At 72.7% G+C, this 11,907-nt stretch carries 12 protein-coding genes and 1 pseudogene; 6 read left to right on the plus strand and 7 right to left on the minus strand.

What is annotated here, in order from left to right:
• Positions 1 to 29: 29 nt before the first annotated feature.
• The 3 genes from ACWDEN_RS26190 to ACWDEN_RS26200 are packed head-to-tail and all read right to left on the minus strand — an operon-like array spanning position 30 to position 3,285.
• Positions 30 to 1,100 (minus strand): threonine aldolase family protein, encoded by a 1,071-nt coding sequence (locus tag ACWDEN_RS26190; RefSeq protein WP_351617874.1) that lies wholly within the window; start codon positions 1,098 to 1,100, stop codon positions 30 to 32.
• Positions 1,097 to 1,891 carry an SDR family oxidoreductase gene (locus ACWDEN_RS26195; protein ID WP_351617872.1) on the minus strand — a complete coding sequence of 265 codons (795 nt, stop codon included), beginning with the start codon at positions 1,889 to 1,891 and terminating at the stop codon, positions 1,097 to 1,099. The genes ACWDEN_RS26190 and ACWDEN_RS26195 overlap by 4 nt, the downstream gene beginning before the upstream one ends.
• Positions 1,888 to 3,285, minus strand: a complete 1,398-nt coding sequence (locus tag ACWDEN_RS26200; protein ID WP_351617869.1) for a DUF6421 family protein — start codon at positions 3,283 to 3,285, stop codon at positions 1,888 to 1,890. Before ACWDEN_RS26200 ends, ACWDEN_RS26195 begins: the two co-directional genes overlap by 4 nt.
• Before the next feature lie 392 nt (positions 3,286 to 3,677).
• Here ACWDEN_RS26200 and ACWDEN_RS26205 point away from each other — a divergent pair, with 392 nt between their 5' ends.
• The gene (locus tag ACWDEN_RS26205) at positions 3,678 to 4,397 is read left to right on the plus strand and encodes a glycerophosphodiester phosphodiesterase (protein ID WP_351617866.1); all 720 of its coding nucleotides are present in this window, start codon (positions 3,678 to 3,680) and stop codon (positions 4,395 to 4,397) included.
• A gap of 3 nt (positions 4,398 to 4,400) precedes the next feature.
• Here the strand turns inward: ACWDEN_RS26205 and ACWDEN_RS26210 are convergent, their stop codons facing one another.
• Positions 4,401 to 4,940 (minus strand): GNAT family N-acetyltransferase, encoded by a 540-nt coding sequence (locus ACWDEN_RS26210; protein ID WP_351617864.1) that lies wholly within the window; start codon positions 4,938 to 4,940, stop codon positions 4,401 to 4,403.
• A gap of 70 nt (positions 4,941 to 5,010) precedes the next feature.
• Between ACWDEN_RS26210 and ACWDEN_RS26215 the strand changes: the two genes are divergently transcribed.
• Entirely contained in the window at positions 5,011 to 5,403 is a 393-nt protein-coding gene (locus tag ACWDEN_RS26215; protein WP_351617862.1) for a VOC family protein, read from the plus strand.
• Here ACWDEN_RS26215 and ACWDEN_RS26220 read toward each other — a convergent pair.
• Positions 5,400 to 6,239 carry a class I SAM-dependent methyltransferase gene (locus ACWDEN_RS26220; protein ID WP_450860245.1) on the minus strand — a complete coding sequence of 280 codons (840 nt, stop codon included), beginning with the start codon at positions 6,237 to 6,239 and terminating at the stop codon, positions 5,400 to 5,402. The genes ACWDEN_RS26215 and ACWDEN_RS26220 overlap by 4 nt on opposite strands.
• Before the next feature lie 157 nt (positions 6,240 to 6,396).
• Between ACWDEN_RS26220 and ACWDEN_RS26225 the strand changes: the two genes are divergently transcribed.
• Positions 6,397 to 7,161: a VOC family protein gene (locus ACWDEN_RS26225; RefSeq protein WP_450860246.1), complete on the plus strand. Its 765-nt coding sequence runs from the start codon at positions 6,397 to 6,399 to the stop codon at positions 7,159 to 7,161.
• 124 nt (positions 7,162 to 7,285) lie between these two features.
• Here ACWDEN_RS26225 and ACWDEN_RS26230 read toward each other — a convergent pair.
• Positions 7,286 to 7,786: pseudogene (locus ACWDEN_RS26230) on the minus strand (MarR family winged helix-turn-helix transcriptional regulator); the annotation flags it as partial.
• Positions 7,787 to 8,214: 428 nt separating this feature from the next.
• Complete coding sequence (locus ACWDEN_RS26235) at positions 8,215 to 9,936, minus strand: FUSC family protein (RefSeq protein WP_450860247.1); 1,722 nt, start codon at positions 9,934 to 9,936, stop codon at positions 8,215 to 8,217.
• Between the two features lie 176 nt (positions 9,937 to 10,112).
• On the opposite strand from ACWDEN_RS26235, the gene ACWDEN_RS26240 reads away from it, so the two are divergent.
• The 3 genes from ACWDEN_RS26240 (at position 10,113) to ACWDEN_RS26250 (ending at position 11,897) form a co-directional block, all read left to right on the plus strand.
• Positions 10,113 to 10,676: a DUF5134 domain-containing protein gene (locus ACWDEN_RS26240; protein WP_351617850.1), complete on the plus strand. Its 564-nt coding sequence runs from the start codon at positions 10,113 to 10,115 to the stop codon at positions 10,674 to 10,676.
• Positions 10,677 to 10,763: 87 nt separating this feature from the next.
• Positions 10,764 to 11,699 (plus strand): M56 family metallopeptidase, encoded by a 936-nt coding sequence (locus ACWDEN_RS26245; protein ID WP_351617848.1) that lies wholly within the window; start codon positions 10,764 to 10,766, stop codon positions 11,697 to 11,699.
• 51 nt (positions 11,700 to 11,750) lie between these two features.
• Positions 11,751 to 11,897 (plus strand): hypothetical protein, encoded by a 147-nt coding sequence (locus ACWDEN_RS26250; protein ID WP_450860248.1) that lies wholly within the window; start codon positions 11,751 to 11,753, stop codon positions 11,895 to 11,897.
• The last annotated feature ends 10 nt before the right edge of the window (positions 11,898 to 11,907 follow it).

Here is an 11,907-nt window from a genome sequence, read left to right on the forward strand (position 1 = left end):
GTGACCGCATACCTATGCACATCGGGGGCCTAGCGCGCCATCTCCTCCTTGAGCGCGGCCACGAAGGTGTCCACGTCCTCCTCGGTGGTGTCGAAGGAGCACATCCAGCGCACCACTCCGGCCGCCTCGTCCCAGAAGTAGAACCGGAAGCGCTTCTGCAGCCGCTCGCTCACGTCGTGCGGGAGCTTGGCGAAGACGCCGTTGGCCTGGACCGGGTAGAGGATCTCCACGCCGTGCACCGCGCGCACGCCCTCGGCGAGCCGCTGGGCCATCTCGTTGGCGTGCCGGGCGTTGCGCAGCCACAGGTCCTTCGCCAGCAGCGCCTCCAACTGCACCGAGACGAAGCGCATCTTCGAGGCCAGCTGCATCGACATCTTCCGCAGGTGCTTCATCTTCCGCACCGCGTCCTGGTTGAGGACCACGACCGCCTCGCCGAAGACGGCGCCGTTCTTGGTCCCGCCCAGCGAGAGGATGTCGACGCCGACCGCGTTGGTGAACGTCCGCAGGGGCACGTTCAGCGAGGCGGCCGCGTTGGCTATCCGGGAGCCGTCCAGGTGCACCTTCATGCCGCGCGCATGGGCGTGCTCGCAGATCGCGCGGATCTCGTCCGGCGTGTAGAGGGTGCCGAGCTCGGTGCTCTGGGTGATCGAGACGACCTGCGGCATGGCGCGGTGCTCGTCCTCCCAGCCCCAGGCCTGCCGGTCGATCAGCTCGGGCGTGAGCTTGCCGTCCGGTGTGGCCACGGTGAGCAGCTTCAGCCCGCCCATGCGCTCGGGCGCGCCGCCCTCGTCCACGTTGATGTGGGCGCTCTCGGCGCAGATCACCGCGCCCCAGCGGTCGGTGACCGCCTGGAGCGCGACCACGTTCGCGCCGGTGCCGTTGAAGACCGGGAAGGCCTCCGCGGTGGCCCCGAAGTGGCTGCGGATGATCCGCTGGAGGTTCTCGGTGTACTCGTCCTCGCCGTACGCCACCTGGTGGCCGCCGTTGGCGAGGGCCAGGGCGGCCAGCACCTCCGGATGGGCCCCGGCGTAGTTGTCACTGGCGAAACCGCGGACCGTGGGGTCGTGATGGCGACGCGCGTCGGTCTTGGGGGGGTTCACGGCTTCTCGGTCAGCCACAGACGGTTTCCGTTCACTTCCGCGGCGGACTTGCTCCAGACGCCCTCGATGGCCTCGGCGAGATCCTTGACGTCCGTGAAGCCCGCGAACTTCGCGTTGGGGCGTTCGGCGCGCATCGCGTCGTGCACCAGCGCCTTCACCACCAGGATCGTAGCCGCCGCGTGCGGTCCGGCCTCGCCGCCCGCCTTGCGGAAGCCGTCGGCCATGGCCAGCGTCCACGCCTCGGCGGCGGCCTTGGACGCGGAGTACGCCGCGTTGCCGGCGGTGGGCTTCGACGCGCCGGCGGCGCTGATCAGCAGGTAGCGGCCGCGGTCGCTGCGCTGCAGGCCGTCGTAGAAGGCCAGGGAGGTGTGCTGCACCGTGCGGATCAGCAGCTTCTCCAGCAGGTCCCAGTCCGCGAGGCTCGTCTCCTCGAAGGTCGCGCTGCCGCGCCAGCCGCCGACCAGATGGACCAGACCGTCGATCCGGCCGTGCTCCTTCTCGATGCGGTCGGCCCAGGCCCGGGTCGAGTCCAGGTCGAGCAGGTCGACCGTCTCGCCGGTGACCGTGGCACCGCCGCGCGCGTAGCGGGCCGCGTCCACGGCCTCCGCCAGGCGCTCGGGGTTGTTGTCGGCGCCGACGACGACCGCGCCGGCCTCGGCGAGCCGGACCAGCGTCGCGTGTCCGGCGGGTCCGCCCGCGCCGGCCACCGCGATCACCGCACCGCTGAGAGACCCGTTGTTCGCCACGTTCTTCCCCTCTGAAGCAGTCTTCTCGTTGAGGCGGTCGCTCACGCGGCGATCCGCTCGGCGCCGTCCGCCGTGATGCCCTTGGTGGAGGCGATCACATTCTTCAGCTTCTTGGACAGGGCCTCGTAGAACATGCTCAGCGGAAACTCGTCCGGAAGCACGTCGTCCACGAGCTTGCGCGGGGGCTGGGTCAGGTCCAGGGCGTCCGGGCCCTTGGCCCACTTGGAGCCGGGGTGCGGGGCGAGGTAGGTGGAGACCAGCTCGTAGCCGGCGAACCAGTGCACCAGCTTCGGGCGGTCGATGCCGTCCTTGTAGAGCTTCTCGATCTCGGCGCACAGCTGGTTGGTGACCTGCGGGGCGCGCTCCCAGTCGATGGCGAGCTTGTTGTCGGTCCAGCGGACGACGTCGTGCTTGTGCAGGTAGGCGAAGAGCAGCTGGCCGCCGAGGCCGTCGTAGTTGCGGTTGCGGTCGCCGGTGACCGGGAAGCGGAACATCCGGTCGAAGAGCACCGCGTACTGCACGTCACGGGCCTGCGGGACGCCGTCCGCCTGGAGCTTGACGGCCTCCTTGAAGGCGGTGAGGTCGCAGCGCAGCTCCTCCAGGCCGTACATCCAGAACGGCTGGCGCTGTTTGATCATGAAGGGGTCGAACGGCAGGTCGCCGTGGCTGTGGGTGCGGTCGTGGACCATGTCCCACAGCACGAAGGCCTCTTCGCAGCGCTTCTGGTCGTGGACCATCGCGGCGATGTCCTCGGGCAGCTGAAGGCCCAGGATGTCGACGGCGGCCTCGGTGACCCGGCGGAAGCGGGCGGCCTCGCGGTCGCAGAAGATGCCACCCCAAGAGAAACGTTCCGGCGCCTCACGGACGGCGATGGTCTCCGGGAAGAGGACGGCCGAGTTCGTGTCGTAGCCGGACGTGAAGTCCTCGAAGGTGATACCGCAGAAGAGCGGGTTGTCGTAGCGGGTGCGCTCCAGCTCGGCCAGCCAGTCCGGCCAGACCATGCGCAGCACGACCGCCTCCAGGTTGCGGTCGGGGTTGCCGTTCTGCGTGTACATCGGGAAGACGACCAGGTGCTGCAGGCCGTCCGCGCGCCGCGCCGCGGGCTGGAAGGCGAGCAGGGAGTCCAGGAAGTCCGGCACCTCGAAGCCGCCCTCGGCCCAGCGGTGCAGATCCTTCACCAGGGCCTGGTGGTAGGCCTCGTCGTGCGGGAGCAGCGGGGAGAGCTCTTCGACCGCGTCCACGACACGCCGTACGACGGCCTCGGCGTCCACCCTGGACGGGGCGCCCTCGGCGCCGAAGTCGATCGATCCGTCCTTGGACTGCCATGGCCGGATCTGCTCCACGGCATCCTTGAGCACGGGCCAGGCCGGGTGCTCAACCACCCTGGTCAGCGAAGAAACCTGTCCCTCCGCGCCCGCCTGCACAAGAATTTCCGTCATGTCCCATCCTCCACGGGAGAAGCTCACGTAGGGACACCGTATGCATACCCCGATTCAGCCATCAAGAGGCAGCTCGGGAAATTTTTCTGCCCAATGCCTTGGTCGCCGATATTTTTCCTGCCGTAAACCGTGACGGCGCTCACTTTCACCGAGGAGGCTGGACACCCGCGCCGCGTGCCACCGAGCGGTCAACGACACGGAGACTCGCCCACGAGAGGGTGACGCGGGGGCGGATACCGGCCAGTCGGCGACCCGGCACGCACCCGGATGCCTCACGCACGTGCGGGTTCATCGCGGGGCCCGGCCATTAGGCTGCGACTCTGCCCGCGCGGACGACGGCGTCCGCCCGTTCCGCGCGCGCCGAGCCGCCGTCGACGGAACGGAGTCGAACCTTGAACTTCCTTACCATCGGTCACCGCGGGGTCATGGGTGTCGAACCCGAGAACACCCTTCGTTCCTTCGTCGCCGCGCAGGACGCCGGCCTCGATCTGATCGAACTCGATCTGCACCTGAGCAAGGACGGCGCCCTGGTCGTCATGCACGACGCGGAAGTGGACCGCACGACCGACGGCACCGGGCCGATCGCCGACAAGACACTGGCCGAGCTGCGCTCCCTGGACGCGGGCCGCGGGGAGCGGGTACCGGTGTTCGAGGAGGTCCTGGACACGGTGCGCACGCCGCTCCTGGCCCAGATCAAGGACGTGGCGGCGGCCAGGGCACTTGCGGCGGTCATGCAGGACCGCGACCTGGTCGGGCGGGTGGAGGTGTCCTCGTTCCACGACGACGCGGTCGCCGAGATCGCCCGGCTGGTACCGGGCGTGCGCACGGCACTGGTCGACGGCCTCCCCCACTTCCGAACGGGCTCCAGCGGGGGGACCCCCGTCGGCACGGACATCGTGGAGCGTGCGGTCGCCGTGGGCGCGGCGACCGTCTGCCTCAACATCCGCAGGCTCACCCTGGAGATCGTCGAACACGCGCGCAAGTCCGGGCTGCGGATCATCGGCTGGGTCGTCAACACCCAGGATCAGCTGCGGCTGGTCCGCGCGCTGGAACTGGACGGCGCGACGACCGACTTCCCGCAGATCAAGCGCACGGGGCGCTTCACCGCCTGACGGTCACCCGAGCTTCTTCACGAGCAGCTCGAACTGCAGGTCGTCGCGCTGCGGGATGCCGAAGCGCTCGTCGCCGTACGGGAAGGGCGACATCTTTCCCGTACGGCGGTAGCCCCGGCGCTCGTACCAGGCGATCAGGTCGTCCCGTACGGAGATCACGGTCATGTGCATCTCGGTGACGCCCCAGGCCTCGCGGACCTGGCGTTCGGCCTCCGCCATGACCGTCTTGCCGAGACCCGCGCCCTGCAGGGTGGGGCTGACCGCGAACATGCCGAAGTAGGCGTGGTCACCGCGGTGTTCCAGCTGGCAGCAGCCGATGATCCGGCCGTCCTGCTCCACGGTCAGCATCCTGCTCTCGGGCGACTTGATGACCTCCAGCACGCCCTCGGGATCCGTCCGCCGCCCCTGCAGGATGTCCGCCTCGGTGGTCCACCCGGCCCGGCTGGAGTCCCCGCGGTAGGCCGACTCGATCAGCGCGACCAGCGCGTCGACGTCGGCGTCGGTGGCGTCGCGGAAGGTGAGGCCGGCGGCGGGGCTTTCCATGGAACGGTCTCCGATCTCGGGCGTGGCTGAGCCAGGGTCGAGGGTAACCCTGCCACTAGGCTCCGCCTGCATGGTGCACGTACTCAGCAGCCGGACCCTGCTCACCCCCACCGACCCCGAGCGCTCCCGGACCTTCTACGGCGAGCGGCTGGGGCTGGCCGTCTACCGCGAGTTCGGTACGGGGCCCGAGCGGGGCACGGTCTACTTCCTCGGCGGCGGCTTCCTGGAGGTCTCCGGGAGGTCCGAGACGCCGCCGTCGCCCGCGGTCCGGCTGTGGTTGCAGGTCGACGACGTGACGGCCGCGCACGAGGAGCTCAAGGCCAAGGGCGTCGACATCGTCCGGCCGCCGGTGAAGGAGCCGTGGGGCCTGATCGAGATGTGGATCGCCGACCCGGACGGCATCCGCATCGCCCTGGTGGAGGTCCCGGAGGACCACCCGATGCGCTACCGGCCGGGCATCTAGCGTCCGGACGTGCGCGAGGGGCGGGTGCCGGCGGTGAGCACATGACCGCTGATGCCCAGCAGCGAGGGCACGGACTCGGTCCGCCGCATCGCCGCCAGGACCAGCGCCCGGCGCTCCGGATCCTCGAGCCAGGAGCCGACGTCACCCATGAGCCAGGCGGCGCCTTCGAGGCCGTACTGCCCCTGCGGCGTCAGACCGGCGTCCGCGAACTCGGCGGGGACGTCCTCCGGCGCGTGGAAGTAGGCGGTGGTGAACATCGCCGTGGGCCCGCGGCCCGGACGCAGCCACCCGTCCGCGGCTGCCGCCTCGATGTGCGGGCGCCGGTCGGCGTCGAAGTACACGCCCTTGGCGAGGGTGTCGTGCAGCCCCGCGAACCGGTTGATCGTGGCCGCGACCACGAGGCCTCCGGGCCGCAGCACCCGGCGCGCCTCGGCCAGGGCCCGTACCCGGTCCGGGCGCTCGGGCAGGTGGTAGAGCGGGCCGAGGAGCAGCACGACGTCCACGGACGCGTCCGGCGCATCGAGGGCGCGGGCGTCCCCGTGCCGTGCCCGCACACCGGGCAGCCGGGCCGCCCGCTCGACGTGCCGGGGGACCGGGTCGAGGAGTTCCACCGCGTGGCCGTCGGCGGCGAGCCACTCCGCGTGGACGCCGCTGCCGCCGCCCACGTCCAGGATCCGCGCCGGAGCGGGCGGCAGGAGCCTGCGCAGGACGTCCTGGGTACGCCAGAACTCCAGCCGTCCGGCACCGGTGCGCAGCCGGGCGTCCTCCTGGTCGCGTCCGTAGTACGCGGCGATCTCCTCGGCCAGCGCGGGCGCCGTGGTGTCCTCGGTGTCCATGGCTGGAACCCTTCCGCAGCCCGCTCCGGGCGGGCAAGCGAATTCCCCGCCCGCCCCGGGGACCGTCCCGGATGGCCGGGGCGGGAAGCCGGGGTTAGCGTGCCGGGAGAGCGCTCTGTGCGGCGCGGCAGGCCCGCCCCGGCCGGAAGGAACCCCCATGAAGTTCGACAGGCCGGTGACCGGCGGACCGTGCTGGACCGAGCTCGGGACCAGCGATCTGGAGGGGGCCAAGCGGTTCTACACCGAGTTGTTCGGCTGGCGGCCGGAGACCGACCCGCGGCAGGAGGCGGGCGGGTACACGGTGGCGCACCTGGGGGACGCGGCGGTCGCCGCGCTCACCCCGCTCTACCAGGAGTCCCAGCCGGTGGCGTGGAACGTCTCCTTCGCGGTGACCGACGCGGACGCGGCGGCACGGCGGGTGGAGGAGGCCGGCGGGACGGTGATCCTCGGCCCGATGGACGTGTTCGACGTGGGCCGGTTCGCGGTGGCCCTCGACCCGACCGGCGCGGCGTTCCAGCTGTGGCAGGCGCGGTCCTTCCCCGGCGCCGGGCTGTTCAACGCGCCCGGCACCCTCGGCTGGGTGGAACTGGCGACCCGGGACACCGAGCGGGCCCGGGACTTCTACACCACGGTGTTCGGCTGGAGTGTCAACGCCTCGGAGTGGTACACGCAGTGGGGCATCGACGGCGACGACTTCGGCGGCATGGCCGACATGGGCGACCGGTTCCCGCCCGAGGTGCCGCCGCACTGGATGCCGTACTTCGCGGTGGACGACGTGGACGCTGCGGCCGAGGTCGCGCAGCGTGCGGGCGGGGACATCGTCATGGCACCCGTGTCGGTGCCCGACGGCCCGCGCATCGCGGTACTGCGGGATCCGCAGGGCGCGGCGTTCGGGGTGCACCGGGCCGGCGAGGAGGGCTGAGGCGCTGCGCTCACCCGCGCTTGTTGCCGGAGCAACCGGCGGACAACGTTGTGAGCACCGAGGTCCGGCTGGACGCGGACGTGGACCGGGTGAAGCGTCTGGACGAGGGTGACGCTCCCTCCCCCTACGTCCGCAGCGCCCCCATCCGGCCCTCCAGGCGGCCGAGCAACTCGGCGAGCAGATGCGCCAGTTCACCCTGCCCCTCGGGAGCCAGCACGTTCAACACGGCTGTCTCGTAGGCGAGTTGCTCCGGAAGGATGCCGTCGACCAGGTCGCGGCCCGCGTCGGTGAGGCGGAGGTGGGCGACGCGGCGGTCACGGGTGTCGCCGCGCCGCTCGACCAGTCCGCGTTCGGTCAGCTGCTTGAGCCGCTTGGTGACGGCGGCCCCGGAGGAGAAGGTCTCGCGGACCAGCTCCCCAGGGGTCAGCTCGTGGCCGGTGCGGCGCAGCGCGCCCAGCAGGTCGAACTCGGGACGGCTGAGCCCGGCCCGGCGCAGCGGCGCGTCCTCGGCCTGCTGGAGCAGCGCGGCACACCGGTTGATCCGGCCGATGACCTCCATGGGCCCGGTGTCCAGCTCGGGATGAACGGCCCGCCACTGCCGGACGACGGCGGCGACGGTGTCACGGTCAGCGGCGGGGGCGGGGGCGGGAGCGGGGACCGGATCAGTTCCGGTCCCGGTCCCGGTTCCGGTCCCGTTCGCGGGCCTGCCGGGGTGGCCTGGCCGGCGGGCGCCGCTGTCCCCGCCGGCGGGCCGAGGATCGCCCGCCCGACCCGCAGCGGCCGTGTCGCCACCGTCCCCCGGGCGGGCACCGCCGGGACTACGACCGTCCGCCGACTCCGCGTCCGAGTGCCGAGGGGCGCCCGCCCCGCCCGCACCAGCCGTGTCCTCACCGTCCCCCGGACGTGCACCAACGGGACTACGACCGTGCCCCGGACGTGCACCACCGGGACTACGGCCGTCCGTCGGCTCCGGCCCGGCAGGCGGCCGGTGGTCGCCCGCGCGGCCCGCGTCGGCCGTGTCGTCCGCCGGCGTGTGTCCGCCGTTCGTCGCCGTCATGGCCGTATGTCCTCCGTCGTCCTGCCCGGGGTCCGGTCCTGGTCCCGCTCCTGGCGCCGGCCGGGCTCTTGCGGCGCCTGATCGTGGTTCCGCGGTACCAACCCCTGGCGTCGTACCGTCGCCGCGAGCGTACGGTGTCCGGACTGTTCGGCGAGCACGACCCGCTCCTCGGGCAGGGCGCGCTGCCACCACTCGCCGGACGCGGCGTCGGCCGTGGCGCGCAGGTCGGCGAGGGCGGCGGCGAGGGTACGGCGGGCCGACTCCAGGGCGCGGGGTGCCGGGTGCGGCTCGGCCAGCAGCCGGGCGGCGTGCTCGCGGGTGCGTTCCACCGCGGTCAGGGCGTGTTCGAGGCGGTCGCCCGCACGCCGGTTGGTGACGGCGACGGCCGCGCCGAAGCCGACCAGCGCACCGACCAGGGTGTCGGCGACCCGCTCGGTGATCAGCTCGGCCGGGTTCTGGGCGCGGGCGAACTCGGTGACGAGCAGGGCCATCGGGGTGACGCAGACGGTGCCGAGCCAGTAGTTGCGGGCGATCAGCGCTTCGGCGCCGAAGTTGAAGGCGAGGCAGCACAGCACCAGCGCGACCGGGTGGAGACGAGCCAGCGGGGCGACGAGGGCGAACACGAGGACACCGAGCACGTTGCCGACGACTCGCTGGACGCCCCGGTTCCAGGTGAGGGTGATGTTGGCCTGGTAGAGGGAGGCCGCGGTGACCAGCGCCCAGTAGGGACGGCCCACCCCGAGCGCGAGGGAGGCGTAACCGGCGAGGGCACAGCCGATCGCGGTGCGCGCGGCGATCGGGGCGAGGGGGGCGAGGTGTTGCCGCAAAGGCCTTTGGGGGAGGGCGAGTTCGGTTTCGATGCCGAGGAGTTCGTCGGCGGACGCGCGCGGGGACTCGACGCGCGGTATCCGTCCGGTGCCGCGCAGCTCGCGGGCCCAGGCGCGCAGCCGTGCGGGGTCGGTGTCGGCGGGGGCGGCGAGGGCGACCTCGGCGCGGACGAGGAGCCGTTCGAGGGCGCACCGGGTGCGGTCGGGGCGAGAGCCGGCGGCGAGCAGCGACTGCCAGGCCGCGTGGATCGCCGCGGCGCTCGTGGCACGGGCCCGGGCGTGCCCGTCGGTGGTGCCGCGGGTGTCGGCGTAGGCGGCGGCCGCGTTCAGGGCCTGGGCGGTGGCGCGGCGCTCGGGGCCGTGCGGGCGGAGCAGCCCGGGCGCCATGCCGACCAGCCAGGCCCAGACGCCGGCCGCCAGCGCCATTCCCACATGTCCGGGCACCTGGCCGAGGGCCTGCGGCGCGAACAGCGAGGCGGAACTGATGAAGGTCAGGACCACGTTCCCGGGCGGTCCGAGCCGGGTGGCGTCGCTCACGGTCTTCTGGACGGCCGCCATCACGGCGCCGACGGTGACGAGGGCGACGGCATCGCTCGTGAGTGACGCGGCGAGCAGGGAGAGCGCGAGGCCGCCGACCATGCCGAGCACCACCCCGGCCAGGACGCGGGCGCGGGCGGCGTAGGGCCGGTTGTGGCCGTAGAGGGCGCACAGCGACCCGGCCATCGTGTACATCGCGAGGTCGAGGCGGCCGAGCGCCAGCAGGACCAGGTTGGGCGGCGCGACCGCGGCGACCACGCTCAGCGCGGGCTTGAACCAGATGTCGGAGGGCCGCCCGAGGCGGAGCACTCCGGCAAGGGGGAGTCGAAGTCGGTGGAGGGTCGCACTGCTCATAGCATCAATTTAGCATGTGTTTTACTTGTAAAATTCTCGCCGCAGCGGCGATCCCGCGGGGCGCGCTCGCCTGCCGCGCTCCGCCCAATGCTCCCCGTGTACACCCTTGCGCTCGCGTGCGCTCCGCATCGCGTGGGCATCGCATCCCTCGACCGACGTCGAACGGGGAGGTGCGCGTGCACGGACCGGTACCGGCAGCGTGGCTGCTGGTCGCCCTGTGCGCGGCGACCGGGGCCTACTGCCTGCTGCGGATGCGCAGCCGCGTCGAGGAACAGCGCCGGGCCGCGGGCGGCGAGGCGCTGATGGGCTTCGGCATGGCCGTGATGGCCGTGCCGGCGGCGGCGTTCTCGCCCCCGAGGTGGGCATGGCCGGTGTACGCGGCGGTGTTCGGCGCGGCGGCACTGCGCGCGCTGTGGTCCGCGCGCACCGCCCCGCATCACGTGCACCACCTGGTCGGCACGTCCGCGATGGTCTACATGTCGGTGGCGATGGCCGCGGCGCCACCCGGCGCCCACCACTCCCACGGCGGCTCGGGGGTGCCGCTGCTGACCAGCCTGCTGCTGCTGTACTTCGCGGCATACGTGCTGCTCGCCGGCGCCCGTCTGGTACCTGCCGCCGTCGCGGTGGCCGGGGCCGGGGCCGGCGGCGGCCCGGTCGGCTGGGGCGACCGGCCGGAGCTGGCGCGGGCCTGCCGGCTGTCGATGGGAATCGGCATGGTGGCCATGCTGCTGACCATGTGAGCGGGGTCTGTACGGGTGCGTTGTCTGCGTCACTTCGGTGGCACGGACCGTACCCGTGGGCGGCCCCGCGCTCATAGGGTGCTGACCATGATGGTCCCCGTGACCCTGCTGCTGCTCGGTGCCCTGACCGCCGTCGTCGCCCCGCGGCTGCTCGCCCGGGCCGACTGGCCGGACCGCGAACCGGTCCTCGCCCTCTGGGTGTGGCAGTGCGTCGTGGCGGCCGTCCTGCTGTGCTGCGTGCTGTCGATGGCGCTCAGCGCGTCGGCCGCCTGGCAGGAGGTGCGCGGACCGTTGTTCGCCCGGGCTCCGCGCGCGGTCGTGGATGCGTACGCCCTCGGCACGGCCGGTCCGTGGGCGGCGCCCACCGCCGTACTGCTCGCTGCGGGCGGCCTGTGGAGCCTGGCCATGCTGGTGCGCGAGGTCGTACGGGCCCGGGCGCGGCGGCGCACACGGCGGGCCGAACTCCTCGTGCGGGCCCCGCTGTTGCCGGGCGAGGAACCGGCGAGCGGCCGGCTGGTGGTGCTGGAGGGCGAGCGTCCCGACGCCTGGTGGCTGCCCGGTACGGCACCCCGCCTGGTCATCACGACGGCCGCGCTGCGCCGTCTGAAAGGGCGTCAACTGCACGCACTGCTCGCCCATGAGCAGGGCCACGCGCAGGCCCGGCACGACTGGCTGCTGCACTGCTCGGCGGCACTGGCGGGCGGGTTCCCGCAGGTGCCGGTGTTCGCGGCGTTCCGCGACGAGATGCACCGGCTGGTCGAGCTGGCCGCCGACGACATGGCCTCCCGGCGCTTCGGCCGGCTGACGACCGCGCTGGCGCTGGTCGAACTCAACGAGGAGCGGGGCCTGTTCGGCCCCTGCCCCACCCCGCAGGCCCATGTGCCGCAGCGGGTGCACCGGTTGCTGACTCCCCCGGACCGGCTCCCCGCCCTGCGCCGGCTGCGTCTGACGGCCGCCGCGGCACTGGTGCCGGTGATCCCGGTACTGGTGGCCCTGGTTCCGGGCCTGCGGGCCCTCGGCTGACGGCCGGCTGTCGATTGTCGGCTGGCAGCTGGCGGCCGGCGGGAGCACGCCGTGCTGGGTTCGGCGCCGGCCGCGGTCTCGCTGCTGGGTGAGGGCGTGACCCGGATGTGGCCGGGCGTCCACTGGCCCCGGGCCGTGGTCGTGTACGACTGGCCGCGGCCCGGACACGCCGACACCGTCGAGCACCGGCCCGGATAGGGTCAGGTGC

The organism is Streptomyces sp. NPDC001153 (assembly GCF_053598315.1).